This window comes from Amycolatopsis pittospori (assembly GCF_013870525.1).
GTDB classification, from domain to species: Bacteria; Actinomycetota; Actinomycetes; order Mycobacteriales; family Pseudonocardiaceae; genus Amycolatopsis; species Amycolatopsis pittospori.
In genome coordinates this window covers 47,847-74,011 of sequence record NZ_JACBXD010000001.1, presented here as the reverse complement: position 1 = coordinate 74,011, position 26,165 = coordinate 47,847, and the positions used below count along the sequence as shown (strand labels likewise).

The window sequence follows — 26,165 nt, the reverse complement described above, 5'->3', positions numbered from 1 at the left end:
TCTGGCAAAGTTCATTGCCGGTTTGGCAAACTGGAGAAATGGAGGACATCGAACGGCGGCTCGCCGAGGTCGGCCCGAGGCTCAAGCAGCTCCGCAAGGAACGCGGCACCACCCTCTCCGCGCTCTCGGAAGCGACGGGGATCTCCGCCAGCACGCTCTCGCGGCTCGAATCGGGCACGCGGAAGGCCACTTTGGAATTGCTGCTGACGTTGTCCGAGGCACACAAGGTCCCGCTCGACGAACTGGTCGGCGAGCCCGAACCGTCCGACCCGAGGGTCCGGATGAAACCGCAGAGGTTCGGCCGCTTCACCGCCTGGTCGCTGAGCGCGCAGCCGGGCCAGCCGCAGGCGTTCAAACTGCTGATCCCGGTCGAGGACATCGAGCCGGTGCAACGGACGCACGAAGGCTACGAATGGATGTACGTCCTCAGTGGACGGCTACGCGCGGTGCTCGGCGACCGCGACTTCACGATGGGGCCGGGCGAAGCGGCCGAGTTCGACACCCGGGTGCCGCACTGGTTCGGCAGCGCGGGGCCGGGGCCGGTGGAACTGCTGGTGCTGTTCGGGAAGCAGGGCGAGCGCGCGCATATGCGGGCCAAGTCGAAGTGACAGCAAAGGTCCCTTGCTCTCTTCGACGCTAGTCACTCAGCGCGATACGCGCGTTGACCTCGCTGATCGCTTCCAGATACTCCGGGATCGGATGCATCGCGGAGGCGATGCGCAACTGGGCGAGCGCCTCGGTGAACCGGCCGAGGCGCTGCAGCGTCCGCCCGAGCACGAACCGCGCGTAATGATCGGTGGGGTCCAGTTCCAACACCCGGGTGAAGGCGCGCTCGGCCCGCCGCAACTGCGCGGAGTGGAAGTACGCGCGGCCCGCCAGCAGCTGCACGCTCGGTTTGTCGGTTTCGTGCTCCAGCAGCGGCTCGAGGGCTTTCAGCGCGTCGAGCGGTCTGCGTTTTTCGACCAGTGCCTCGGCCTGCCGGAAGGCGTGAAACCGGGCTTCGCCGGACGGTTCCGGACCGGGTTCTGGGGCGGGTTCGGCATCCATCATGGTCCGCTCCACTTTACGCCGGGAGAGGGCCGTTTCTCGACTGCTGAAACGGTCATGGTGGACTGTCCTGCCATGAGCAGTGCCGACAGCGCCGATCACCCCGACACCGACAGCCCCGAGCCGGGCTATCTCGGACTCGCGCCGTACCTCTACTACGCCGACGCGACCGAAGCGGTCGCGTGGCTGGTCAGGGTGTTCGGGTTCACCGAGGAGGTCCGCTTCGCCGACGCTTCCGGCGAGGTGTTCCAGGCCACGGTGTGCGCCGGACCCGCCAAGATCCAGCTGGCCGGGGTCGGCCCCGAGTACTGGGACGCGAAGGGTGTCGACGGTCCGGTCGGCCAGCTGAACATCGTCTACGTCCCGGACGCCGACGCGCAGTACGAGCGGGTCCGGGCCGCCCTCGGCGACGACGCCGACCTCGACGCGCCCCAGGACCAGCCCTACGGCGCCCGCGTGTTCACGGTGTCGGACATCGGCGGCAACAGCTGGACTTTCTGGCAGCAGTTTTCCGACACCGTCGAGCTTCCGTCGGGCTGGCGTGAAGTCCGTGCAGGTGAACCACCCACCGAGTAGGTCCGCATCGGCGCGCATGTGGCGCGTGCCTCCAACGGGTGAACGACGCCGACGGCTAGGCTGGGGCCCGTCACCGCAGGCACAACCCACATGAGGAGCATGGCGTGGCGCTCATCGAGCAGGTAGGCGCTCGCGAGATTCTGGACTCGCGAGGCAACCCGACGGTCGAAGTGGAGGTGGCTCTCGACGACGGCACGCTGGCGCGGGCCGCGGTCCCCTCGGGTGCGTCCACCGGCGAACACGAAGCCGTCGAGCTGCGTGACGGCGACACCGGCCGGTACAACGGCAAGGGTGTCGAGCGCGCGGTCGCGGCCGTCCTGGACGAGATCGGCCCGGATCTGGTCGGCACCGACGCGGTGGACCAGCGCATCGTCGACCAGAAGCTGGTCGACCTCGACGGCACGCCGGCGAAGTCCCGCCTCGGCGCGAACGCCATCCTCGGCGTTTCGCTCGCCGTCGCGAAGGCAGCCGCGGAGTCGGCCGAGCTGGAGCTGTTCCGCTACCTGGGCGGGCCGAACGCGCACGTTCTCCCGGTGCCGATGCTCAACATCCTCAACGGTGGCGCGCACGCCGACACCGATGTGGACATCCAGGAGTTCATGATCGCGCCGATCGGCGCCGAGTCGTTCCGCGAGGCCCTGCGCTGGGGCACCGAGGTCTACCACTCGCTGAAGTCGGTTCTGAAGGGCCGCGGCCTGGCGACCGGCCTCGGCGACGAAGGCGGCTTCGCACCCAGCCTGAAGAACAACCGCGAAGCGCTCGACCTGATCCTTCAGGCGATCGAGAAGGCCGGGTACGCCCCGGGCCGCGACGTCGCGCTCGCGCTCGACGTCGCCGCGACGGAGTTCTTCTCCGACGGCGCGTACACCTTCGAAGGCGCGAAGAAGAGCGCCGAGCAGATGTCGGCTTACTACGCCGAACTGCTGCGCGACTACCCGCTCGTGTCCATCGAGGACCCGCTGAGCGAGGACGACTGGGACGGCTGGGTCCAGCTGACCGCCGAGGTCGGCGAGAAGGTCCAGATCGTCGGCGACGACCTGTTCGTCACCAACCCGGACCGCCTCGAAGAGGGCATCACCCGCCGCGCCGCCAACGCGCTGCTGGTGAAGGTCAACCAGATCGGCACGCTGTCGGAGACCCTCGACGCGATCTCGCTGGCCACCTCGTACGGCTACAAGTCGATGATGAGCCACCGGTCCGGCGAGACCGAGGACACCTTCATCGCCGACCTCGCCGTCGCCACCGGCGTCGGCCAGATCAAGACCGGTGCCCCGGCGCGCGGTGAGCGGATCGCCAAGTACAACCAGCTGCTGCGGATCGAGGAGACTCTCGCCGACGCCGCACGCTACGCCGGCGACCTCGCCTTCCCGCGGTTCAGCCCGGAGGCGTAACCGGCTATGGCGGACCGGGGGAGGGCGCGGACCCGTCGTAGCGGGCGCGCGGACGGCGGTGGCTCCAGCAGGGGCCGCCGACCGGAGCGCGCCCGGCGTACCACGACGACGGAGGTTCGCGCCCGAACCCGGCTTCGCCGCAGCCTGGCGGCGAAGCGGGCATCGGGCGCCGCGAAGGTGCTCGGCATGTCCACCACCCGCCGGGCCGCGGTGGTGGCGATCGTGGTGTGCGCGCTCGCGTTCACCATCGCCGTCCCGCTGCGCACGTACCTCACCCAGAAGTCCGAGGTGACCGAACAGCAGCAGTTGCAGTCCGAACTGCAGCGGAGCGTCGCCAACCTCGAAGGGCGCAAGGCCGAGCTGAGCGACCCCGCCCAGATCGAGGCCGAAGCCCGCAAACGCTTCGGTTTCGTGAAGCCCGGCGAGACGCCATACATCGTGCAGTTGCCCGAGGACAAGGCGCCCGAGCAGGGACAGCCGCAAGGTCAGCAGCCGGTGCCCGAAGGCTCCTGGTACGAGAAGCTGTGGGATCAGGTCGCGGGCGGCTGAAGCTCCCCGGTTAGCCTTGACGGCGTGAACAGCGCGGAAAAGTCTTCTTATGAGCCTGTGACCGACGCCGACCGCGAAATCATCGCGGAACAGCTCGGCCGGGCACCCCGTGCGCTGCGTGCCGTCGCGGCGCGCTGCCCGAGCGGTCACCCGTCGGTCGTGCAGACCAGCCCTCGCCTCGAGGACGGCACACCCTTCCCGACGCTCTATTACTTGACGTGCTCGAAGCTCACTTCGCTGGTGGGCACGCTCGAGGCGACCGGGGTGATGAAGGAGATGACCGACCGGCTCGCGGAGGACCCCGATCTGGCCGCGGCCTACCAGCGGACCCACGAGAGCTACCTCGCCGAACGCGACGCCATCGACTCGCTCGGCCACCAGGTCAGCGCCGGCGGGATGCCCGGACGCGTCAAATGCCTCCACGTCCACCTCGCGCACACGCTCGCCGCCGGACCCGGCGTGAACCCGTTCGGGGACGAGACCCTCGCGCTGCTCAAGGCGAACGGTTGGCCGTCGGGCGACTGCCAGGGGTAACACCTACCCCCGCTGCACAGATAGTTCCTCCAGGTGGGTTAATTCACCCGTTATCGACCAACTGGTCTCCCCGATGGGGTGAAACCGGTCACCGCATGCGGCAGGCTGTGCACCAGGTTTGGGTTTTCGGGGTGGACCAGTAACGGATCGCCGGGGCGTGATCCGCCGGGAGGGTTCTGAGGTATGCGCGTGAGGCACGTGCCAGGCGCGGCGACAGGTCATGTCCGCAGACTCTGTCTCCGGCATCGCACGCTGGCCGCGGTGACCGGAGGTGTCCTCGCCATCGTCCCGGCCTGCGCCGCGGTCATCGGTGCCGGTAGCTGGGCGGCGACGGCGAGCACGATCCATTCCGACAACGTCGCCCTCGTCGGCGGCTACGACCCGAAGAACCCGCTCGTCCAGCAGATCGGCGTCGACGGCAGCTTGCCGAACGCGCCGACCCCGTCCCCGCTCCCCGCGGACGAACTCCCCAACGGTCCGCTCGGCATCCCGGTCACCGCGCTCGCCGCGTACCGCAAGGCCGCCGACATCCTCATCGCCGAACAGCCCGGTTGCCATATCGACTGGGCACTGATCGCGAGTATCGGCCGGATCGAGTCCAACCACGCGCGCGGCGGTTTCGTCGACGCCAAGGGCAACACCCTGGAACCCATCCTGGGCCCGCAGCTCAACGGCGCCGGGCCGTTCGCGGCCATCCCGGACACCGACGGCGGCAAATTCGACGGCGACACGGTCTGGGACCGCGCCGTCGGCCCGACGCAGTTCATCCCGTCGACCTGGGCCGGCTACGCCTCCGACGGGAACGGCGACGGCGAGTCCAATCCGAACAACATCTTCGATGCCGCGCTGGGCACCGGCCGCTACCTGTGCTCGGGTGGCCTGGATCTGTCCAAACCGGACCAGTTGCGCGCGGCGGTGTTCCGCTACAACAACTCCGACACCTACGTGAACACCGTGCTGATCTGGGCCGAGGCCTATCGCACGGGAGTGCTGCCGACGCCGGACAGCAAGGTGCCCATCGGCGCGCCGAACGCCGCGGCCGCTCCGCCGCCCGCCTCGGTTCCGCCGCCTCCGGTGCCGTCGACACCGCCGGGTTCGGTGACACCGCCGCCGTCGAGTTCGCTGCCGCCGTCGAATAGTTCGTCCTCGTCGTCGAAACCACCGACGACCAGCTCGAAGCCGCCGCAGTGCCCGACGGCCACCGTGACGGAGACGATCCCGACTCCGACCACCAACCCGTCGACGTCTACCTCGCCCTCGGCGCCGCCGACGACCTGTTCGTCGCCGACGACGACCACAACGACAACGACGGTGCCGTCGACGAGCGGCAGCACCCCACCCACCTGATCGGCACTGTCCAAGCCGCCCGGGCCCCCACCGCCACCCTCGACGGAGAAGCTTCGCTCCGCTGTAATCTCCTGGGCATGCCTCGTGTTGCCGCGATCGACTGTGGAACGAACTCCATCCGCCTGCTCGTCGCCGAGCTGACCCCGCGTCACGACGGGACGGTCGACCTGCGCGACCTGCACCGCGAGATGCGGATCGTCCGCCTCGGCCAGGGCGTGGACGCCACCGGCAAGCTGGCGCCCGAGGCGCTCGAACGCACCCGCAAGGCGCTGGCCGACTACACGATCGCCGCGCGTCGCAAAGGCGTCGAGAAGGTCCGCATGGTCGCGACGTCGGCGACCCGTGACGCGAGCAACCGCGACGAGTTCTTCGCGATGACGCGCGAGGTGCTCGGTACCGAGGCCGAGGTCATCAGCGGCGACGAAGAGGCGCGGTTGTCGTTCACCGGCGCCGTCGGCGAGCAGGACCCGGACGACGGTCCCTTCGTGGTCGTCGACGTCGGCGGCGGCTCGACCGAACTCGTCGTCGGCACCTGGGACGGCCGCAAGGCCGAGGTCATCGCGGCGAAGTCGGTCGACATCGGCTGCGTGCGGATCACCGAACGCGCGTTGAAGTCCGACCCGCCGACCGCCGCCGAGATCGCCGAAGCCCGCGAGCTGGCCGCGAAGGTGCTCACCGAGGCTTTCGACGTCGTGGACGTCTCGGCCGCGAAGACCTGGATCGGCGTCGCCGGGACGGTCACGACGCTGACCGCCGTGGCGCAGGGCCTGTCCGAGTACGACTCCGAGCGCACCCACCTCTCGAAGCTCTCGCACGCCGACATCGACCGCGTCGCGCGGTCGCTGCTCACCGCCGACCACGCGACCCGCGCCGCGAACCCGGTGATCCACCCCGGACGGGTCGACGTCATCGGCGGCGGCTCGGTGATCGTGCAGGTACTGGCCGAGCAGTTCGCCACTCGCGGTGGTCCTGACGAGCTCGTGATCAGTGAACACGACATCCTCGACGGGATCGCGCTGTCACTGGCCTGAGAACGCCGTTTTCTCTTACAGGAAGCCATTTCTGTCGGTGATCACTTGGTGACCTCCTGTCCGGGTTAGACCATTCGGCGCAGCGTTGTTCCTACCAACGTTGTGCTCTAACCGGGTGGTCCGGGAGACCGTCACACATTTGCAACACCAACGCACTGTGATCGCCTTCACGTGTCCCATAGCGTCGTCTCACCTTCTGGGCGGTAGGGCGCGACCAGCGCCCGCCGGACTATCCGACGACGAGAGTTGGAGGGGACATGCGGGCTTCACGCGGGTTCTGGGGAGCGACGGCGGTGGTGGCCACGGCGGCCCTGCTGCTGACGGCCTGTGGAGGTGGTGGATCCAGCGAGGACAAGGGATCCGGCGCCACCGACGCCAACGCGGCGGTTTCGGTCTACGGCACCGAGCCGGAGAACTCGCTGATTCCCGCGAACACCAACGAACTCGGTGGGTCCAAGGCCCTCAAGCCGGTCTTCTCGGCGCTGGTCGGCTACAAATCCGACACCGCCGAGCCGTACAACCTGATGGCCGAATCGATCACCACGACCGATTCCAAGGTCTTCGACATCAAGATCAAAAAGGGCTGGAAGTTCCACGACGGGACCGAGGTCAAGGCGAAGAACTTCGTCGACGCGTGGAACTACAGCGCGAACGGCAAGAACGGCATGCAGAACGCGTCGTTCTTCGAGCAGATCCAGGGCTACGACGAGATCAGCGCCAAGGAGCCCACGGTCAAGGAGATGTCCGGGCTCAAGGTCGTGGGCGACTACGAGTTCCAGGTCACCCTCAAGGGCCCGTTCTCGGTGTTCGCCACCAAGATCGGCTACCTCGCCTTCGCGCCGCTGCCCGACAAGTTCTTCGCCGACCCGGAGGCGTTCGCCAAGAACCCGATCGGGAACGGCCCGCTGAAGTTCGTCTCGCGCACGCCCAACCAGAACATGAAGCTCACCCGGTTCGACGAGTACCAGGGCGAGGACAAGGTCAAGTTCAAGGACCTGGAAGTCCGCATCTACACCAGCCAGGAGACCGCGTACCAGGACCTGCTGAGCAACCGCCTCGACTTCATGGAGGCGCTCCCGCCGGCGGCGAAGGCCGGTGGCAAGTACAAGACCGACCTCGGTGAGCGGCTGGTCGAAGGAAACCTCCTCGGCATCAGCGCGCTCGCGATCCCGTACTACGTCCCGGGTTACAACAACCTGGACCTGCGTAAGGCGATTTCGCTGGCCATCGACCGCGAGCAGATCGTCAAGACCGTCATGAACGACACCTATTCGCCCGCCGACGGGTACGTTTCGCGCGGTATCGAGGGCTACCGGCCCGGTGTCTGCGAATTCTGCAAGTTCGACCCGGTGAAGGCCAAGGAGTTCTGGGCGAAGTCCGGTTACACCGGCAAGCTGACCATCGCGTCGAACGCGGACGGCGGCCGTAAGGAACCGCTGGTCGCGGCGTGCAACAGCATCAAGAACGCGCTCGGCGTCGAATGCGACTTCGTCCCGGCGACCGACTTCGGCCAGTGGCGCAGCATCGTCAACGGCAGGCAGCTGACCGGCATGGGCCGCTCGGACTGGTCGGCCGACTACCCGTCGATCGAGAACTACCTGAACCCGCGCTACAAGAGCTCCGGTTCGTCGAACGACTCGACGTACAACAACCCGGCCGTCGACGCGCTGCTGAACCAGGCTGACCAGACCGCCGACAAGGCGGCCGCGATCAAGCTGTACCAGCAGGCCGAGGACCTGATCGCGAAGGACCTCCCGCAGATCCCGGTGTGGGAGGAGAAGGGTGTCGGCGGCAAGTCGAACCGCTTGAAGGTGGCGAAGCTCGACTTCGGTCGTCTCGCGGACTACTCGTCCATCGAGGTCGCCGCCAAGTAATCGCGTGGTTGAGCCGGCCGTGAGCGGGAGGAACACCGCTCACGGCCGGCCGGACCCCCAGCTCCCACCACGCGATCTCAGGACGGCACGCCCATGTCCCAGTACATCCTCCGTCGGCTGCTCCAACTGATCCCGGTCTTCTTCGGCACCACTTTCCTCATCTACGCCCTCGTGTGGGCGGTGCCCGGCGACCCGTTCGCCGGCAAATGCGGTCAGGTCGCCTGCCCGCCCGCGTACATCGAGATGATGACCGCGAAGTTCAATCTCGACGATTCGATCTTCGTCCAGTACTTCAAATACCTCGGCAACCTGTTCACCGGCGACTGGGGCGAGACCTTCAACGGTGTCTCGGTCGGCGAGCTGATCGGGAACGCCTATCCGGTGACCGTCCGGCTGGCCCTCATCGCGGTGGCCATCGAAGCGATCATCGGCCTCTCCGCCGGCATCCTGACCGGCCTGCGCGGCAAGGGTTTCCTCGACAACCTCGTGCTGATGTCCACCACGTTCCTGATCTCGATCCCGGTGTTCGTCACCGCGATCGTGCTGCAGATCATCCTGGGTTCGGAACTGGGCCTCATCGACGCGAGCGTCTCCGAGGACGCCACGATCGGCGAACTGATCGTGCCCGGAATCGCGCTGGGCAGTTTGTCGATGGCCTATATCGCCCGGTTGACCAGAACGAGCATCGCCGAGAACCGGCACGCCGACTACGTCCGCACGGCCGTCGCGAAAGGGCAGCCGCGCAGCCGCGTCGTCGGGGTGCACCTGCTCCGCAACTCGGTGATCCCGGTGCTGACCTTCATCGGCACCGACATCGGTGCGCTCATGGGCGGGGCCATCGTCACCGAAGGCGTGTTCAACATCAACGGCATCGGCGGGCTCATCTTCCGCGGTATCCAGAACCGGGAGGGCGCCACCGTCACCGGCGTCGTCGTCCTGCTGGTGGTGGTCTACCTGCTGGTGAGTCTCATCGTCGACCTGCTCTACGCCGTTCTCGACCCGAGGATCCGTTATGACTGACCCCAATGTGGCCGGCGGCGTGTCCTCCGTGGACGTCGCGGCCGCCGGCGTCGCCGACGATTCCGCGCTGGCGCACAAGCCACGCAGTCTCGGTGGCGACGCCTGGCGGATGCTGCGCCGCAGGCCTTCCTTCATCATTTCCGCCGCCATCATCGCGCTCGTCGTGCTCATCGCGATCGCGCCCGATCTGTTCAGTTCGCGTCCGGCCGGGTTCAGCGATCTGACCCACGCCAACGAGGGTCCGTCCGCGGACGCCTGGTTCGGTTACGACAACCAGGGTTACGACGTCTACGCGCGGACCATCCACGGCGCGCGGGCGTCGCTGCTGGTCGGCGTGTTCGCGACGGTGCTGACGATCCTGATCGGTTCGATCGTCGGGATCATCGCCGGGTACTACGGCCGTCTCGTCGACAGCCTGTTCTCCCGGATCGGCGACATCTTCGCGGCGCTGCCGTTCGTGCTCGGCGCGATCGTCATCCTGACCACGTTCAACGCCCCCGGTACGAATCCCGGCGCGGTCACCATCATCGTGCAGGTGGTGTTCTCGATCGCGGCGCTGAGCTGGCCGGTGGCGATGCGCATCATGCGGTCGGCGACGCTGGTGGCCAAGCAGCTCGACTACGTCAAGGCCGCGCGCGGGCTCGGCGCGAGCACCCCGCGCATCGTGTTCCGGCATCTGCTGCCGAACACGGTCGCGCCGGTGCTGGTCTACGGGACCATCGCGCTCGGCGCGTTCATCGGCGCGGAAGCGACGCTGGCATACCTCGGCGTGGGCGTACGGCCTCCGGTCGTCTCCTGGGGCGTGATGATCAGCGACGCGCGGGACTACTTCCGGGTGAACCCGCACATGCTGTTGTTCCCCGCCGGGTTCGTCACCGTCACCGTGCTCGCGTTCGTCATGCTCGGTGACGGGATCCGCGACGCGCTCGACCCGAAGGCCCGGTGATCGGCTGTGTCCAACGAACTGCTCCTCGAAGTCGAGGACCTGCACGTCGAATTCCGCACTTCGGACGGCGTCGCGACCGTGCTCAACGGCGTCGACTATTCCGTGCACGCCGGGGAAACCCTCGCCGTGCTCGGAGAATCGGGTTCGGGCAAGAGCGTCACCGCGCAGACGGTGATGGGGATCCTCGACAGCCCGCCCGCCGTCGTCACCGGGGGCGCCGTCCGGTACCGCGGTGAGGATCTGCTCACCGCCACCGAGGAACGGCGGCGCGAGATCCGGGGCGCCGGGATCGCGATGATCTTCCAGGACGCGCTTTCCGCGCTGAACCCCGTCTTCACCGTGGGGTTCCAGATCGAGGAACAGCTGACCGTCCGGCTCGGGATGTCCAAAAAGGACGCCCGAAAGCGGGCGATCGAACTCCTCGACATCGTCCGTATCCCGGCCGCCTCCCGGCGGATCCGCGAGTATCCGCACCAATTCTCCGGTGGGATGCGGCAGCGCGCGATGATCGCGATGTCGCTCGCGCTCGACCCGGATCTGCTGATCGCGGACGAGCCGACGACCGCGCTCGACGTCACCGTGCAGGCCCAGATCATGGACCTGCTGGCGGAGATCCAGGCCGAACGCCAGATGGGACTGATCCTGATCACCCACGACCTGGCCGTGGTCGCCGAGGTCGCCGATCGGATCGCGGTGATGTACGCGGGCCGGATCGTCGAACAGGCCGACGTCTCCGAGCTGTTCCGGTCCCCGGGGCATCCCTACACCGAGGCCCTGATGGCTTCGCTGCCGCGCTTGGACCTCAAAGGACAGACACTGGAAACCATCAAGGGCCTGCCGCCGAGCCTGCTCAACATCCCACCCGGCTGCCCGTTCCATCCGCGGTGCAAGCGCGCGGATTCCCGGTGCGAGTCCGAGCGCCCGGCCCTGCACAGCCTGGGATTCGGCCGGGTCAGCGCGTGTCATTTCGCCGACGAGGTGGTGAGCGGCCGTGCCTGAACCCATTCTGCGCGTCCAGGATCTGGTGAAGTACTTCCCGGTGCGGGCCGGGGTCCTGTTCAAACGCACGATCGGCCACGTGAAGGCCGTGGACGGTGTTTCGTTCGACCTCATGCCGGGGGAAACCCTTGGCGTGGTGGGAGAATCCGGCTGTGGCAAGTCCACTCTGGCCCAGGTGCTGATGCGGCTGGAGGAACCGACGGGCGGGCTCGCGACGTTCGAAGGCCGCGACATCTTCGCGCTGCGAGGCGCGGGGCTGCGGAAGCTGCGGCGCGAGATCCAGATCGTGTTGCAGGACCCGTACACGTCGCTGAACCCGCGGATGACCGTCGGCGACATCATCGGCGAACCCTTCGAGATCCATACCGAGGTGGCGCCGAAGGGATCGCGGGCGGCGAAGGTGCGGGAACTGCTCGACGTCGTCGGGCTCAACCCCGAACACATCAACCGCTATCCGCACCAGTTCTCCGGCGGGCAGCGTCAGCGCATCGGGATCGCGCGGGCGCTGGCCTTGCGGCCGAAGGTCATCATCTGCGATGAACCGGTTTCCGCGCTGGACGTTTCGATCCAGGCGCAGGTGATGAACCTGCTCGGTGAACTGCAGAAGGAATTCGGCCTTTCCTATGTGTTCATCGCACACGACCTCTCCGTTGTTCGTCACCTTTCCACCCGGGTCGCGGTGATGTATCTCGGCAAGATCGTGGAAATGGGGACGGAAGAGGAGATCTACGAACATCCGTCGCATCCGTACACGCAGGCCCTGCTGTCCGCGGTCCCGGTCGCAGACCCGGCTTTGCGTGGTCAGCGCCAGGTGATCCGCCTGGAAGGGGACGTGCCGAGTCCGCTGGATCCGCCGTCCGGCTGCCGGTTCCGGACCCGGTGCTGGAAGGCGCAGGACATTTGCGCGGACCAGGAACCCGAATTGATCACGCGAACCGGTGGCCATTTGTCGGCCTGTCATTTCGCGGAGGAAAAAACGGTCGTCCCCTGACTTTCGTAGGGACTTCGTTGATAAGCACTGAACGCTGACGTAGTTTGCACGAATCGTTTTCTTTTGGAGGCAGGAAGTGAAAAGACCCAGATCTCTCGTCCTCGCACTGGCGGTACCGCTGTTCGGTGCAATCGTGGCGGCTCCGGCGGCGTCCGCGCAGCCGCAGCTTTCCGGTGAGACGACCGAATTCTCCGTTCTGGCCCGTGAAGGGCAAAGTGTCGTTTCGGTGGAGCGGGCGATCCGCGCCGCCGGCGGCACCGTGGTGACCAGCAACGCCGCCGTCGGTCTGATCACCGCGACCGCGCCCGCCAACGGTTTCGCCGAGCGCGTCTCCTCGGACCGTTCCGTTTTCGGTGCGGCCAAGGCGAAGCCGATCGGTAGCGCGCCGAAGGGCGGCAAGGCGAAGGTCAAGCCGAGCGTCGTCGAGAAGGAGAGCCGCGGCGCCGCGACGGCCAAGAAGCCGGCGCAGCCGAAGGCCGTCGGCATGGACCCGCTCGACGATCAGCTCTGGGGCCTCAAGTCCGTCCGTTCGGACCTTTCGCGCACCGTGCAGCCCGGCGACAAGCGGGTGAAGGTCGGCATCATCGACACCGGTGTCGACGCGAGTCACCCGGACATCGCGCCGAACTTCGACCGCGCCGCCTCGCGGAACTTCACCAAGGACATCGTCGCCGACGTCAACGGCGCCGTCGTCGACGGACCGTGTGAGTACCGCAGCTGCGTCGACCCTGCCGACGTCGACGACAACGGCCACGGCACGCACGTCGCCGGCACCATCGGCGCCGCCGCGAACGGTTTCGGCGTCTCCGGTGTCGCGCCGAACGTGACGCTGGTGAACATCCGGGCCGGGCAGGACTCGGGCTTCTTCTTCCTTCAGTCCACTGTGGACGCCATCACCTACGCCGGCGACGCCGGTGTGGACGTCGTCAACATGAGCTTCTACACCGACCCGTGGCTGTACAACTGTGCCGCGAACGCCGCGGACACCCCCGCGCAGCAGGCCGAGCAGCGTACCATCATCGAGGCGACGACCCGCGCGCTGAACTACGCGCACCGCAAGGGCGTCACTCAGGTCGTCTCGCTGGGCAACCAGCACAGCGACCTCGGCGCGCCGCAGGAGGACGTGGCGAGCCCCGGCTACCCGTCGAACAGCATCCACCCGCGGCCGATCGACAACGCGAGCTGCCTCTCGCTGCCCGTCGAGGGCCCGCACACGATCGGCGTCTCGGCCTTCGGGCCGTCGCAGGCGAAGGCGGACTACTCGAACTACGGCGTCGAGCAGATCTCGGTCTCCGCGCCCGGCGGATACTTCCGTGACTACTTCGGCACCCCTTGGTTCCGTACCGTCGAGAACCAGATCCTCTCGACGTACCCGCGGAACGTCGGCGTCGCCGAAGGCAACATCGACGCCTCCGGGAACATCACGCCCGAGGGTGTCACCGCCGGTGTCCAGAAGGCGACCGCCGCCGACGGCCGCGTCGGCTACTACCAGTGGCTGCAGGGCACGTCGATGGCGTCCCCGCACGCGACCGGTGTCGCCGCGCTGATCGTTTCGCAGTACGGCAAGGGATCGCGCGACTTCGGGATGAACCCGGACGCGGTACAGCGAGTGCTCGAAGGCACGGCCTCCGACATCGCCTGCCCCGTGCCGCGGACCGTCGACTACCTGGACGAAGGCCGGAACGACACGTTCACCGCGACCTGCACCGGTGACGCTTCGTTCAACGGCTTCTACGGTCACGGCGCCGTCGACGCCTGGTCGGCCGTGAAGCACGGTGCCCAATACCTGCGAGGCTGATCCGGCTTCTCAGGTTCCGTAAGTGTTATGAACGGCCCGTTACTTGCAAAATTTGCAAGTAACGGGCCGTTCATAGCATCTCGGGTCGAACTCTCAGGCCGCTCGCATCTCGTCTTCCATTGAAACATTCGGCCGGGGGCGCAGTGCTGCGGCTTCCGCAGCGGCACGGAGTTCCGCGATGACCTTGTCGGGCTCATCGCGTATCCGGGATGGCAAGGTCTGCACCACTATGATCCCGGCGGCCGCGTATCGGTTGTTCCGATGGAGCGTCTTCCTGAACGCCTCCCGGCCGAAATGGAATGCGTACGAGTCGACCTCCCAGGCCATGGCGAGTTCGTCGCACCAGGAGTCCGGCTTGCCCACGTAGTTTCCGTGAGCGTCGTAAATTCTGACGTTCTGCTTCGCCGGAGGTAACCCGGCGCGGTTCCAGATCGCCAATGCGGCAGCTTCAGGGACGGACTTGACGTCGGCTTCGAGCTCTCGGAGAACAGCACGTGGAAGGGCTGTTCCTCGTCTGCTGCCGGTCTCCAGCTCGGTGCTCAGTTCAGTGACCGAGCACAGTCCTGTCTCGACGGTCTCGATCAGAAGGGCGCGTACCGGATCGACTTCGCGGATGCGTCGCACACCGTCCAAGACCGCGCGAGCAGGAGCCGCCAGTGGAACTCCCGCGAGCACGCGATGTGCCGGCATGGAGATCGTCCTTTCGACGATCGTGAACTTGGAACTTCGGATGTGGTGGCCTTCGGGGATCAGTACGTGGACGGTTCCGTGTGGCTCGGCCTGTCGTAAACCGTAGCGCCGCGCGGCCTCGAAGCCGGAAACGACGCCTACGCCGGCGGTGTGCAAGAGCGCGGCCTCGACTCGCTGCCGCGCGGTCGGATGTTCCTTCGAGAGAAGGACGATGCCCGGCAGTAGGTGGGTCCACCTGCCGCCGGGCTGGCATCTTCGGTACGACGTGCTTTGCGGCACCCCGAGCTTCTCCAGGGTCGCCACACGTATTACGCCGTGCCGGCTGTGTTGACGTAGGTGTGAGTCTTCGAATGGAGCTCTAGATAGGTACATGCCCCCATGGTGGGCGGAAGGACCGACAGAACTCGCCACCCGCGTGCTATGAACGGCCCGTTACTTGCAAAATTTGCAAGTAACGGGCCGTTCATAGCATCGGTAGCGACCGCGAGGGAGGTCGAAGCGAGCTACTTCTCCGAAGCGGCCTTGATGAACTTCGCCAGATCCTTTGACTGCCGCACCCGGGACTCCTCGTGCACGTACATCATGTGCCCGGCCGGGTAGTAAGCCGTGTCGATGTTCTCCCGCAGCTCCTCAGGGATCTGCAGTCGCGCCAGAACGTGCTCCGAAGCGAAGTAAGGTGTCGCTCCATCGTAGTGACCGAACGCCACGTGCACCTTCAAGTGCGGATTGGCGCGCATGGCCGAAGCAAGAGAATCCACGGAGGACACCGAGCGACCCTCGAAGTCGGAGTACGACCAAGCCTTGAAGACGTCCATCGAAAGGACCTCGTAAGGAAGGTCGTTCTCGTAGCCCAGTTCGGCGCGCACGTAGTGGTTGAGGCCGCCGGCGTAGGCGCCGATGATCCGCGAGATCGACGGGTCGTCGCTCATGTGCTCGCGGCCGCCGTCCGGTTCCCAGGTGGTGAACCGGCCGTCCATCCGGCCGACGACGAGGCCCTTGTCCCGCAGCAGCTCGGTGAAGTATCGGACGTGTTCGATCCGGAGGTTGACGCGGTCCACATAGGACTCGCTCAGTCCGGTCAGGGAAGCGAGCGTCGCGACGGCTTCGGCTCGGTCCTGTGTGGACAGTCGGGCACCGCGGGCGAGGGCCCAGGGGAGTTCCTTGGCCGCGAAGTCCTCGGCGTCCGCGAGGACGTCGTCGAGTGGGCGGTCGCCGTGCAGGCCATGGTAATGCGCGATCGCGGCATACGTGGGCACGTAGAGCGTGTAGGGCAGGTCGTTGCCCTCGGTGAATCGCAGCGTGCCCAGGTCCAGTACGGACGAGATCAGCAGTAGCCCGTTCAGGTACATCCCGTGACGTTCCTGCAGATGCGACGCCAGCCCGGCCGCCCGCAGCGTGCCGTACGACTCGCCGGCCAGGAACTTCGGTGACAGCCAGCGCTGCTTGCGCGAGACCCACAGGCGGATGACCTCGCCGATGGACTCGATGTCGGCCGTGTACCCGTGGTACTCCTTGGCCTTCTCACCGTCGACGGCGCGCGAGTAGCCGGTCGACACCGGATCGATGAACACCAGGTCGCTGTGCGCCAGCAGGGTTTCCTGGTTGTCGGTCAGCCCGTAGGGCGGCGCGACCGGGTCGTCGACGTCGCCGGACAGCACGCGGCGCGGGCCGAGCAGGCCCATGTGCAGCCAGACGCTCGCCGAGCCGGGCCCGCCGTTGAACGCGAACGTCACCGGGCGCGTGCCGGGCTCCGCGTCGTCCAGGGTGTACGAGGTCAGGAACACCTCGGCCTTGGCCTTGTGGCCCTCGGACTTGCCGTCGGTGATGACCTCCTTCCGCAGCACGATCCGCCCGGTCTGGGCCGTGTACGCGAGCTTCTTGCGCTTCAGCGTCAGCGTGTGCTTCGTGGTGACCAGGTCGTCGATCGGCTCGACCTTGGTTTCCGTCGACGGGGTGTCCTTCTCGTCGGCGGTGTTCGCATCGGGATTCGTGTCCGGCATGATCCCAACTTACTGGCAGTCTGTACCGGTGGACATCGTCACGGCGCATGATCGCCCGAACACGACCGCCGAAGCGATCGAAATCCAGGAGACCCTGCGTGGCCTGGTCGAGCTCGAGGATCGCTGTCCACAAGAGATCGTCACGGTCACCGGGCTGGACGTCGCCTACGACGAGGGCAGCGACCTGATCGCCGCCGCCGCGGTCACCCTCGACATCACGGATTTCCGCGTCGTGGAAAAGCGAACCGTCGTTTCCGAGGTTTCGTTCCCGTACGAACCGGGCCTTTTCGCCTTCCGCGAGCTGCCGCCGCTGCTCGATGCCTTGCGCGCGCTCGACCACACGCCGGATCTCCTGGTCTGCGACGGGCACGGGCTGGCCCATCCGCGCCGGTTCGGGCTGGCTTGCCACGTGGGCGTCGTGACCGGCCTGCCGACCCTCGGCGTCGGCAAGACCCGCTTCATCGGAGAGCACGGCGAGCTCGGCCGGGAGCGCGGCGCCAGGGAACCGCTGGTGGACGATGACGAGGTCGTCGGCGCGGTTCTGCGCACCCAGGACGGCGTGAAACCCGTTTACGTCTCCGTCGGCCACAAGATCTCCCTGGACAACGCGTGCCGCCAGGTGCTGCGGCTGTGTCCCGCGTTCCGGCAGCCGGAGACGACCAGGCACGCCGACCGCCTCTGCCGCGACGCGTTGAAAGAAGCGCTATGAGGTTCCGTTCCATCGCCGAACTCGACGCCGAGGTCGTCGGCTGCCGCGCCTGCCCTCGGTTGGTCGCGTGGCGAGAGGAGGTCGCCGCGGTCAAGCGCGCCGCCTTCGCCGGCGACACCTACTGGGCGCGGCCGGTGCCCGGCTTCGGGCCGCCGGACGCGTCACTGGCGATCGTCGGCCTCGCGCCGTCCGCGCACGGCGCGAACCGGACCGGCCGCATGTTCACCGGTGACCCGTCCGGTGACGTTCTCTTCAAGGCGCTTCACCGGGTCGGTGTGGCCTCGCAGCCGACGTCGACCCGTATCGGCGACGGTCTCGAACTGCGGGGGACCCGCATGGTCTCGCCGGTGAGATGCGCGCCACCCGCCAACAAACCGACACCTGAGGAACGGGATACCTGCCGATCCTGGCTCGCCGAGGAGCTCGGCTTGCTGAGACCGACCCTGAAGGCCGTCGTGGTGCTCGGCGCGTTCGGCTGGCAGGCACTGCTGCCGGTGCTCGCCGAGGCGGGCTGGCCGGTGCCGACGCCACGCCCGAAGTTCGGGCACGGTGCCGAAGCAGGACTCGGCGACCTGCGCCTTTTCGGCTGTTACCACGTGTCGCAGCGCAATGTCCAGACCGGCCGTCTGACGCTTGACATGGTGTGCGACGTGCTGGCCTCCGCGACCTCGGTGGCGGGCCTGAACTGAATCGGTGCGGAAACCGTGGCGACGCTGGTCACAGCGGGATGGGGTACACGAGCGATCTCAGCTCATGGGTGCGACTATAGGAATATGGCTGGTGTTAAGTCGGAACCGACACGGATCCTCGTCCTTGGTGGTGGGTACGTCGGGCTCTACACGGCGTACGGGCTTCAGAAGATGCTCCGGGCCAACGAAGCGTCCGTGACGGTCGTTGATCCGCAGCCGCACATGACCTATGCCCCCTTCCTGCCCGAGGCGGCGGCCGGTGCGATCGAACCGCGGCACGTGGTCGTGCCGCTGCGGCGCGTGCTCAAGCGCTGCCACGTGCTCACCGCGCGTGTCACGAAGATCGAGCACGACCGCAAGGCCGTCACGGTCGAGGCCGCCGACGGTCACGTCGAGCAGCTGAACTACGACGTGCTCGTGGTCGCGCTCGGAGCCGTCGCGCGCATCCTGCCGATCCCCGGCCTGGTCGAGGAAGGTATCGCCTTCAAGACCATCGGCGAGGCGATCTACCTGCGCAACCACGTCATGACGAAGCTGGACGAGGCCGCCAGCACGCTCGATCCCGAGCAGCGCAAGCGCCTGCTGACGTTCACCGTCGTCGGTGGCGGGTTCGCCGGTATCGAGGCGCTCGCCGAACTCGAGGACATGACCCGGTTCGCGGTGGAGAACTACTACCCGAACCTCAAGGTCGAGGACATCCGCTGGGTGCTGGTCGAGGCCGCCGGGCGGATCCTGCCCGAGGTGCGCGAGACGCTCGGTGTCTACACCGTCGAGCAGCTCGAGAAGCGCGGCATCGAAGTCTATTTGTCGACAGCGGCGAAGTCGTTCGAGAACGGCCACGTCGTGCTTTCGGACGGCACCGAGTTCGACACCGACACGATCATCTGGACCGCCGGCGTCAAGGCGAACCCGGTGCTCGCCAGCTCGGACCTGCCGCTGGACAAGCGCGGCCGCGTCGAGGCCACCGCCGCGATGCAGGTCGTCGGTCACCCCGACGTCTGGACCGCCGGTGACAACGCCGCCGTGCCGGACCTCTCGCGGACCGAGCAGGACCCGACCGCGACCTGCCCGCCGAACGCGCAGCACGCCGTTCGCCAGGCGCGTCTGCTGTCGAAGAACATCATCAAGGTGATCCGCGGCGGCAAGCCGAAGGACTACTACCACAAGAACCTGGGTGCGGTGGCCAGCCTCGGCCTGCACAAGGGTGTCGCCGACGCGCTGAACCTGAAGATCAAGGGTTTCCCGGCCTGGCTCTTCCACCGCGCGTACCACCTCAAGGCGATGCCGACGTGGAACCGCAAGATCCGCATCCTGTTCGACTGGATGCTCGGCGGGCTGTTCCGGCGCGAGGTCATCTCGCTGGGTCAGATCAACAACCCGCGCGAGGAGTTCGACAGGCTGTCGAAGTCCTGAGTTCGTAGCTCCGTGAAGGCCTCCTTCCCTACTCTCAAGGTAGGGAAGGAGGCTTTCACGGCGTTTAGGGTGGCCCGGTGCAGGCATTCCGGAAGCTGAAGCCGCCCATCCAGTCCGCCCTCCCCAAACCGGGGCTGACCCCGCTCGAACTCGCGCACGACCTCGTCGAGCGGATCGAACAGGGGACGAAATACGCGCGGGTCCGCAAACGCCGTTTCCGCACCAGGTCGGTCGTGCTCCGGATCCTGGCGCTGCTGCTGTCCGCGACCTCCACGATCATCCTCGGCCTGCAGAACCTGAACCCCTGGACGGGGACGGCGTTCGCGCTGGTCGCCGTCGTCACCGTGGTGAACGTGCTCGAACCGTTCTTCGCCTGGCGCTCGTTGTGGGTGCTGATGGAGGAGGGGCAGTACAAGTTCTACCGGCTGCGTGACGAGCTGACCTACTACATCGCTTCGACGCCGCCGGACGAACTCGACCAGGCCGTGCTGCGCGAGAGGTTCGACGAGTACCAGGCCATCTGGGACCTCGTCGGCAACAACTGGCTGAAGTATCGCCAAGCCGACAAGGCGAACTAGGTCATCGCCGGGTTGCGGCATCGCTTAGGCTGTCCGATGCCCCGGTAGCCCAACTGGCAGAGGCAGTCGACTTAAAATCGACCCAGTGCGGGTTCGATCCCCGTCCGGGGCACCATTCACGCAGGTCAGGGCGCTTCCTGGTCTTGCTCGTCCTGACCGGCCCCCGGTTTACCCCCGGAATTGGTCGGATCGTCGTCACTCCACATGTTTTCCAGGGCGATCGCGTTGTCCCGGGAGACCGTTGTCCTGCCCATGTAGACGTCTTGGGTGATCGACGGCCGTGCGTGGCCGAGCTGATCGGCGATTTGTCGGGGACTGAGCTTGGCATCATCCAGCACCGTAGCCGCCGTCTTGCGGAAGACGTGCGACTTGACCCACGCGAAGTCCTCGGTTCCCCGTGCCTCGCGGAGATCCCGCCGGGTGTTCGAGGGGTCGCGCAACCCGCCGATGGTGTCCGGGAACACAGGAGTAGCCGGGCCACGCCCAGCCTCTTCCGCGAGGCGTCGACGTTCCCGAAGCACCGACACCGCCCACGACGGAAGCGGGAGCGTCCGATCGCCGGATTCGGACTTGAGCTTCTTCACCCGGCGTAGCCCGACCTTCCGGATGCGGATCACCTTCCAGTCGACCGCGACCGTGCCGGCATCCAGATCGACGTCTTCCCAGAAGACCGCGAGCGCCTCGCCGATCCGCACACCGGTCGCCAACATGAAGCGCGTCAGGTCCGGCAGGTCCCTTGCTGCTGCCTTCGAATCGGCTTCGAGCTGTTCGAGCCACCTTCGACGCTCAAGCGAGGACAGCGCACGGGGCTTCTTGCGCTTCCCGCCTTCGATCCGCTCAAGCTCTCGGACCGGGTTCATACCCAACGCTCCCTGGCGCACGGCATAGCCGAGAATCCCGCTCACGACAGCGCGAGCCGTCCGGGCATGGGATGCGCTCGTTTTCGCCTTAACACCAGGGAGGAACGCGTCCAGCCGTGGCACGGTCACTTCGTGGAGCCGGAGATCACCGAGCGCGGGAAGCACGTGGTTCTTGAGCATGCTCCGATAGTTGTCGAGTGTCCCGTGCGCTCGTTCTCCTGCCTCGACGCGCTCAGCCTGCCGTGCAAGCCACCTATCAGCAACGACACCGAACTTGGTGTTGTGGTCGATATCGCCTCCGCCCGGCGCTTTCAGGGCTTCGCTGATCGCCTTCTTCAGCAGCCGTTCCGCCTTCGGGCGAGTCGGGCCAGTGCGCTCAATGTCGTGCACTTTCCCGTCAAAGCCCCGGTAGCTCGCACGAGCCCGGACGCCGGTAGCCGTATCGCTGAAACGGATCTTCCCGTGCGTCCCAACATCGAGAGGTGGTCGTGCCATCACACACCCCCTTGTTCGGCGACCCAGGCGTCGACGTCTTCGGGGCGGTAGCGGAGGTGCTTGCCGATCTTCTTGCCCGCCGGGCCGTAGCCGTTGCCGCGCCACCGGTAGAGCGTGTGCACGGGGACGCGGAGGAAGTTCGAGACCTCATCGACGGTCATGAGGGGCTGTTTCATGGCTGGTTCTCCTTTGTTAGTTTGTCCTTACGTTGCTGGCGTTTTCCTTCGTAGATCGCTTCGGCGATCTCGCGTTCATCCGGGTTGTTGTGGCCGTTTCCGGTGTAGTTCCAGTGGTTGACGACGATCACGCTGTCCGGCGTGGCCCCGAGCGTGTCGAGGTTCGCCAGGTGCTGGTGGGCGCGACGATCACCCCGGATGGTGGTGAAGGTGATCGAGTAGCGCTGTGACTTGGTGAGGAAGTGGCCCCGGAAGCCGAGCATGTGCGCCCACTTGCGGAGGAACGCGAGATCCCCGTTCGCTCCGAGTTCCCATGCGGTCGCGATCATCCGCCGGTGGTGCGGCAGGACGTCCAGGTGCTCGATCGCTCGTTCTGACCTGATTGGACGGTCGGGGACTTCGCTCGTGCTGGTGCCCTTGGTGGCGTATTTGGCGATATATCCGGCAAGCGCTCGGTCGCTGATCTCGCCGTCGGAACCCTCGATCTGTTCGGCGTGCGCGGGCCGGATGGGCCGGACGTCGATTTGCTGGCCCCATGTGAACGCGTGCTCGCGGATCTCGCCGTCGAGCATGAGTTCGCGGGAGACGTGCGTGGTCTCGACGGCCGCGCGGACGGCGTGTTCCATCAGGTCGGTGTCGGCCCAGGCGGGTGCGGGGTCGTGGGCGCCGTCGGGGCCGTCGAGCCGGATCACTGCGTGGAAGTGGATCAGGCCGCGCTTCTGGTATTCGGCGACCTTGGCGTATGAGAGCCGGGCGTGGTCGGCGAACGCGCTGACCTTGATGCCGGCCGCGCGGGCGATCTCGCGGCGAAGTGATCGGGCGGTCCCCGGCGAGGAAGTCGTGCACGCCGGTGGTGGTGAACCCGAGCCCGATCGCGAGGAACACCCACATGGTGCGGGTGATCGAGACCCGGAACCGGTCCGCTGTCACCGCGCCCAGCATCGGGTCGGTGGAGAGACGGTGCACGTCGCGGGCTTCGTTAAGCTGATCGGCCAGCGCGCGGACCCGACGGGAGGGCGCCGGCGTGCCCTCGTGGTCGGACTTGGTTTTGCCGAACATGATTGATGCCTCCTTTCGATGGGCGGTGACGTTCGACCTGGCGGAGGTTTCGACGGATTGATCAGGCTGCGATCGGGAGTGCGGCGGACGTGAGGTGGGTATGCAGGGCCTCGCCGATGTGGTGGGTGTAGGCGGGCGGGATGGCTTCGGCGATCTCGCGGCGGACGTCGGTGTGGTGGATGCCCATGGCGTTCTGCCAGTCGGCGATCGAGCCCTTGCCGCCCCCGTCTCCGTAGACCGCGACCATGTCGCCCTCGTGGCGGACGCCGTGACGCCAGCCGGCCACGCGATGTCCGCGATGGGTGGGATGCGTCGGCTGGTGCACGGTGATGCCGTTGATCTCGAAGTAGCGGTGACGGAACACCCGCAAGCCGAAGGTGAGTCCGCAGAGCACGAGGTCCCGACGAAGGCGGGAGCCCTGGACGTTCTCCATCACGGTCGGGATGCCGGTGCGGGTATGGAGGTCGGCGAGTACCGCGCGAGCGGCCGGGATCAGGTCCATGTGGGAATCCGTCCAGCCTTCCCGTCGCCGATTGCCGGCGGTGAGAGCACAGGCGTTCTGGCACGGCGGTGAGATGTGGACGGCGTCGAACTCGTGGCCGTGGTCGCGGATGAACTCGATCGCGTCGCCCTGATGGAAGTCGTACGGGTAGTTGGGTTGCGGCTCGATGTCCACTCCGACCACGTCGAAACCGGCATTGTGATATCCCTTTCCGGCGCCGCCGGCGCAACAGCAGGCATCGAGTATTCGCTTGCGTGCCATGACTTTCTCCCTTCAACTATGTGACATGTGAGGACACACAGGCCCTGCGTGTGGCATGACCGAGATCTCGTTCGGCGAGCGTCACGAGGACTCCGTGCATGCCGGTGGAGCGGTCTGGATGTAGCGGGCTTGGGCGTCGAGCTGGGCCGCGAGGTAGCGGGCGAACTCCGGGGGCATCGCCAGTTCCCAGGCTCGATCGGGCTTGCCCGGTGGGGACTGGCTCACCCGGAGCAGGACAGTGGACGCGGTTCCGGTGACGGCCGTGTTCGTGACTGTGGCCTGTTCGAAGCGCACCCCCTTAATCGAGCGGAGCGGGTAGATCGCCAGGCCGTCCTCCAGTGTGGACACTGCCGAGTGCCACAGGTCCGAGTCCGGTCCCGCTACCGGCTCCGGGCTAGTCTCGGAAACATCGGCGCACGAGTCTCCATACGACATTGCCAGCGTCCTTTCTGGTCAGTCGCGGGTGTAGTGGATGATCTGGTAAGTCCCAGCGCCGTTCCGTTCCGCGCGCCATTCCTTCCAGATTCCTGCCGTCAGTCCGATGTAGACCAACACCGTCACGCCGACAGTGAGGAAGGTCCACCAGAATCCCCGGACGAGAACCCCTTCGAGGATGACGGCGAGGACGGTGAGGCAGGTGATTTTGAGCCAGAGCCCGAGAAGCTTGAGGGTGATCACTGGTCGGTTCCCTTCTGTGTGGCGATTTCGAGTGCGAAGAGGTACAGCTCATCCGGCGTGACGGACTCGTGGTCCCCTTTACGAAGGGCGAGGTGCTTTCGGGCGAGGCTGTACGGGAACGCGTCGTAAACGCAGACACGCGAGCCGGCCGGCCCCCGGCCCCGGAGCGTCATGTGAAGCTGGCCGGAACTGGTGTGCCACCACTCGCACTGCAGCCCGGTCAAGCAGTGAGTCCAGATCAGCAGTGAGCCGATCACGCTCACCGGGTCGGTTCCGGCGTCCGGCTGAATGCTGATGCTGGACGAGCCCGGTGTCAGGCAGACCGACGCCGGTTCGGGTGCCGGGGTCTCATTGACGAGACGTGTGGCGATCGCCGCGAGTTTGGCGATGCCTTCGAGCGGAACGAGTGCCGTAGTCATACTCGTGTCCTTTCTGGCCGGTCAGGCGGCGAACGGGACCACGACGCCCGTCTGGTCGTCGTCGAAGTGCGGTGTGCACAGGCGGACGAGTTCGTCGATGTCGTCGTCGGTGCTGTAGCCGGCGCGGACCCGGATCGGGGTGCGGGACTTCTCCGAGGTGCGGTAGCCGATGCCCTCGCAGCCTTCTTCCGGGATCTCGTCGGCGAGGGCGCCACGGAGCCGGGCGTCCTCTCCGAGCACCATGTCGACGTAGGAGGCTGAGCCGGTGCGTAGCGAGATCCGGCGGGTGAACAGGTCCCGTACCGGCACGATGTCCTTCGTCGGTTCCTGGACGTAGGCGACGACCGAGAAGCCGGCCGCGCGGCCCTGTGTGAGGATTTCCGCGAGGATCCTGTTGACTTGGCTGATCGTCGCCCGGCTCCCACCGAGAGCGGTGAGCATGGCGAGTTCGTCGATCATCAGGATTTCGAACGGCGTCTCGGCCGACGGCGTGACCTTGCGGAGCTTCTGTGCCCGGAGGTATTCCTGGCGTTCCTTCATCCGGTCGCGGAACTCCAGCAGTACCGCGAGCATCGGGTCGATGTCGTCCGGGCCGGTGCCGTCGTCGTACTCGACGTCCTCATCGGCGGAGGTGGCGTGGCGGTAGAACAGTGGCTTTCCGCGCTCGGTCTCCATACCGCCCTTGGGGTCGATCATCCAGATACGGGCGATCTGGTCCCGGATCATCGGCCCCATCGCCCGGAGCGGGTTCCACAACAGCGATCCCTTACCCGAGCCGGTTGCGCCCGAGATCAGCCAGTGGTGACCGAGCAGAGGTTCGGTCCAGACCTCGCCCTGTTCGGTGTCGCCCAGCTCGATCGCCTTCAGGTCGACCTCATCGACGTCGCCGGGGATGTCGGCCGGAGGGATCACGTCGTCGAACGGGTTGCCGTGCACCAGGGTGATCGTCAGGACGCGGGGCTTGGTCTTCTCGATCGCGATCACGTCGGCACCGAGTGCGGCCGCGAGTTCGTCCTGGACGTCTTGGAAGGTGCGCAGCGACTGTCCTTTGACGATCTGGACGGTCAGCACGTCGATTGACGGAGTGGGTGCAGTGACCTTGCGCAGACGAGGCACCCGCAGTTCCCCGGTGCGTCGGTCCTGGACGACCAGATTGCAGAAGTCCAGGGACTCCTTCCAGGACTTGCCGATGTAGCGGGTCCAGCGTCGCCGGACGGCACGAAGCCGCGGTGAGGCCAGCGCGGTGAACGAGTCTTTGTGCAGGTAGCGCCAGGACAGCCCGGCGCCGAACAGGCTGGCCACGGCGGTGCCGGTGGTGACCGGACCGAGCTCGACCACGCCGGTGCCGAGTGCGGCCGGCATTGTCGTGAGGGCGGGGTGGCGGACCATCCAGCCCGCGCACCGGGCCGGGATCGGGGTCTTCCCGCTCGAACGGCGGGTCTTGGACTTGGGGCTCTTCATCGGTAGATCTCCTGTGCTGGTGGACACAGGAGGGCCGCAGAGCCCCGATCTGCTGGACGCGGGGTCTACGGC

General features: G+C 66.7%; 28 protein-coding genes and 1 tRNA gene. 18 read left to right on the top strand and 11 right to left on the bottom strand.

The window, feature by feature from the left end:
• Positions 1-38 precede the first annotated feature (38 nt).
• Positions 39-608: a helix-turn-helix domain-containing protein gene (locus tag H5J31_RS00405; RefSeq protein ID WP_181770368.1), complete on the top strand. Its 570-nt coding sequence runs from the start codon at positions 39-41 to the stop codon at positions 606-608.
• Between the two features lie 28 nt (positions 609-636).
• Here the strand turns inward: H5J31_RS00405 and H5J31_RS00400 are convergent, their stop codons facing one another.
• On the bottom strand, positions 637-1,050 hold the full coding sequence (locus H5J31_RS00400) for a tetratricopeptide repeat protein (RefSeq protein WP_181770367.1): 414 nt from the start codon (positions 1,048-1,050) through the stop codon (positions 637-639).
• Between the two features lie 72 nt (positions 1,051-1,122).
• Here H5J31_RS00400 and H5J31_RS00395 point away from each other — a divergent pair, with 72 nt between their 5' ends.
• The 12 genes from H5J31_RS00395 to H5J31_RS00340 all read left to right on the top strand — a co-directional run bounded on the left by H5J31_RS00395 (position 1,123) and on the right by H5J31_RS00340 (position 14,103).
• Entirely contained in the window at positions 1,123-1,623 is a 501-nt protein-coding gene (locus H5J31_RS00395; RefSeq protein ID WP_181770366.1) for a VOC family protein, read from the top strand.
• Positions 1,624-1,727: 104 nt separating this feature from the next.
• Positions 1,728-3,014, top strand: a complete 1,287-nt coding sequence (gene eno, locus H5J31_RS00390) for a phosphopyruvate hydratase (protein WP_181770365.1) — start codon at positions 1,728-1,730, stop codon at positions 3,012-3,014.
• 186 nt (positions 3,015-3,200) lie between these two features.
• Positions 3,201-3,563 (top strand): FtsB family cell division protein, encoded by a 363-nt coding sequence (locus tag H5J31_RS00385; RefSeq protein ID WP_207897211.1) that lies wholly within the window; start codon positions 3,201-3,203, stop codon positions 3,561-3,563.
• Between the two features lie 57 nt (positions 3,564-3,620).
• Positions 3,621-4,097 (top strand): DUF501 domain-containing protein, encoded by a 477-nt coding sequence (locus tag H5J31_RS00380; RefSeq protein WP_407925034.1) that lies wholly within the window; start codon positions 3,621-3,623, stop codon positions 4,095-4,097.
• A 183-nt stretch (positions 4,098-4,280) separates the two neighbouring features.
• Positions 4,281-5,444: a lytic transglycosylase domain-containing protein gene (locus H5J31_RS00375; protein WP_181770363.1), complete on the top strand. Its 1,164-nt coding sequence runs from the start codon at positions 4,281-4,283 to the stop codon at positions 5,442-5,444.
• 77 nt (positions 5,445-5,521) lie between these two features.
• Positions 5,522-6,475: a Ppx/GppA phosphatase family protein gene (locus H5J31_RS00370; protein ID WP_181770507.1), complete on the top strand. Its 954-nt coding sequence runs from the start codon at positions 5,522-5,524 to the stop codon at positions 6,473-6,475.
• Positions 6,476-6,732: 257 nt separating this feature from the next.
• The gene (locus H5J31_RS00365; RefSeq protein ID WP_181770362.1) at positions 6,733-8,349 is read left to right on the top strand and encodes a peptide ABC transporter substrate-binding protein; all 1,617 of its coding nucleotides are present in this window, start codon (positions 6,733-6,735) and stop codon (positions 8,347-8,349) included.
• A gap of 93 nt (positions 8,350-8,442) precedes the next feature.
• Positions 8,443-9,369 carry an ABC transporter permease gene (locus tag H5J31_RS00360; RefSeq protein ID WP_181770361.1) on the top strand — a complete coding sequence of 309 codons (927 nt, stop codon included), beginning with the start codon at positions 8,443-8,445 and terminating at the stop codon, positions 9,367-9,369.
• Complete coding sequence (locus H5J31_RS00355) at positions 9,362-10,315, top strand: ABC transporter permease (protein ID WP_181770360.1); 954 nt, start codon at positions 9,362-9,364, stop codon at positions 10,313-10,315. The genes H5J31_RS00360 and H5J31_RS00355 overlap by 8 nt, the downstream gene beginning before the upstream one ends.
• Before the next feature lie 6 nt (positions 10,316-10,321).
• Positions 10,322-11,314 (top strand): ABC transporter ATP-binding protein, encoded by a 993-nt coding sequence (locus tag H5J31_RS00350; protein WP_181770359.1) that lies wholly within the window; start codon positions 10,322-10,324, stop codon positions 11,312-11,314.
• Complete coding sequence (locus tag H5J31_RS00345; RefSeq protein WP_181770358.1) at positions 11,307-12,305, top strand: ABC transporter ATP-binding protein; 999 nt, start codon at positions 11,307-11,309, stop codon at positions 12,303-12,305. Before H5J31_RS00350 ends, H5J31_RS00345 begins: the two co-directional genes overlap by 8 nt.
• 76 nt (positions 12,306-12,381) lie before the next feature.
• Positions 12,382-14,103, top strand: coding sequence for a S8 family serine peptidase (locus H5J31_RS00340; protein ID WP_181770357.1), 1,722 nt, complete (start codon positions 12,382-12,384; stop codon positions 14,101-14,103).
• 93 nt (positions 14,104-14,196) lie between these two features.
• Here H5J31_RS00340 and H5J31_RS00335 read toward each other — a convergent pair whose 3' ends face one another.
• Together H5J31_RS00335 and H5J31_RS00330 are read right to left on the bottom strand one after the other, a co-directional pair.
• Positions 14,197-15,096 carry a hypothetical protein gene (locus tag H5J31_RS00335; RefSeq protein ID WP_328701326.1) on the bottom strand — a complete coding sequence of 300 codons (900 nt, stop codon included), beginning with the start codon at positions 15,094-15,096 and terminating at the stop codon, positions 14,197-14,199.
• Between the two features lie 200 nt (positions 15,097-15,296).
• On the bottom strand, positions 15,297-16,793 hold the full coding sequence (locus H5J31_RS00330; RefSeq protein ID WP_181770355.1) for a S10 family peptidase: 1,497 nt from the start codon (positions 16,791-16,793) through the stop codon (positions 15,297-15,299).
• 28 nt (positions 16,794-16,821) lie between these two features.
• Here H5J31_RS00330 and nfi point away from each other — a divergent pair, with 28 nt between their 5' ends.
• The 5 genes from nfi (at position 16,822) to H5J31_RS00305 (ending at position 20,297) form a co-directional block, all read left to right on the top strand.
• On the top strand, positions 16,822-17,502 hold the full coding sequence (nfi, locus tag H5J31_RS00325; protein WP_181770354.1) for a deoxyribonuclease V: 681 nt from the start codon (positions 16,822-16,824) through the stop codon (positions 17,500-17,502).
• Positions 17,499-18,191: a uracil-DNA glycosylase gene (locus tag H5J31_RS00320; RefSeq protein WP_181770353.1), complete on the top strand. Its 693-nt coding sequence runs from the start codon at positions 17,499-17,501 to the stop codon at positions 18,189-18,191. The genes nfi and H5J31_RS00320 overlap by 4 nt, the downstream gene beginning before the upstream one ends.
• Before the next feature lie 84 nt (positions 18,192-18,275).
• Positions 18,276-19,604: an NAD(P)/FAD-dependent oxidoreductase gene (locus H5J31_RS00315; RefSeq protein WP_181770352.1), complete on the top strand. Its 1,329-nt coding sequence runs from the start codon at positions 18,276-18,278 to the stop codon at positions 19,602-19,604.
• A 77-nt stretch (positions 19,605-19,681) separates the two neighbouring features.
• Positions 19,682-20,182 (top strand): DUF4231 domain-containing protein, encoded by a 501-nt coding sequence (locus H5J31_RS00310; protein WP_328701325.1) that lies wholly within the window; start codon positions 19,682-19,684, stop codon positions 20,180-20,182.
• A gap of 38 nt (positions 20,183-20,220) precedes the next feature.
• Positions 20,221-20,297: transfer RNA gene (locus tag H5J31_RS00305), tRNA-Leu, on the top strand.
• Between the two features lie 10 nt (positions 20,298-20,307).
• On the opposite strand, the gene H5J31_RS00300 is transcribed toward H5J31_RS00305, so the two are convergent.
• From H5J31_RS00300 to H5J31_RS00265, 8 genes are all read right to left on the bottom strand, one after another.
• Positions 20,308-21,537, bottom strand: a complete 1,230-nt coding sequence (locus tag H5J31_RS00300; RefSeq protein WP_236004415.1) for a tyrosine-type recombinase/integrase — start codon at positions 21,535-21,537, stop codon at positions 20,308-20,310.
• Entirely contained in the window at positions 21,537-21,713 is a 177-nt protein-coding gene (locus H5J31_RS00295) for a helix-turn-helix domain-containing protein (RefSeq protein WP_181770351.1), read from the bottom strand. Before H5J31_RS00295 ends, H5J31_RS00300 begins: the two co-directional genes overlap by 1 nt.
• Entirely contained in the window at positions 21,710-22,495 is a 786-nt protein-coding gene (locus H5J31_RS00290; protein WP_328701332.1) for a replication initiator, read from the bottom strand. Before H5J31_RS00290 ends, H5J31_RS00295 begins: the two co-directional genes overlap by 4 nt.
• Before the next feature lie 338 nt (positions 22,496-22,833).
• A complete protein-coding gene (locus H5J31_RS00285) occupies positions 22,834-23,535 on the bottom strand; it encodes a DNA cytosine methyltransferase (RefSeq protein WP_181770350.1) in 702 nt (233 codons plus the stop codon).
• 81 nt (positions 23,536-23,616) lie between these two features.
• On the bottom strand, positions 23,617-23,883 hold the full coding sequence (locus tag H5J31_RS00280; RefSeq protein ID WP_181770349.1) for a hypothetical protein: 267 nt from the start codon (positions 23,881-23,883) through the stop codon (positions 23,617-23,619).
• A gap of 105 nt (positions 23,884-23,988) precedes the next feature.
• Positions 23,989-24,213 carry a hypothetical protein gene (locus H5J31_RS00275; RefSeq protein WP_181770348.1) on the bottom strand — a complete coding sequence of 75 codons (225 nt, stop codon included), beginning with the start codon at positions 24,211-24,213 and terminating at the stop codon, positions 23,989-23,991.
• Entirely contained in the window at positions 24,210-24,632 is a 423-nt protein-coding gene (locus tag H5J31_RS00270) for a hypothetical protein (RefSeq protein ID WP_181770347.1), read from the bottom strand. The genes H5J31_RS00275 and H5J31_RS00270 overlap by 4 nt, the downstream gene beginning before the upstream one ends.
• Positions 24,633-24,653: 21 nt before the next feature.
• A complete protein-coding gene (locus H5J31_RS00265) occupies positions 24,654-26,093 on the bottom strand; it encodes a type IV secretory system conjugative DNA transfer family protein (RefSeq protein ID WP_181770346.1) in 1,440 nt (479 codons plus the stop codon).
• Positions 26,094-26,165: the final 72 nt, after the last annotated feature.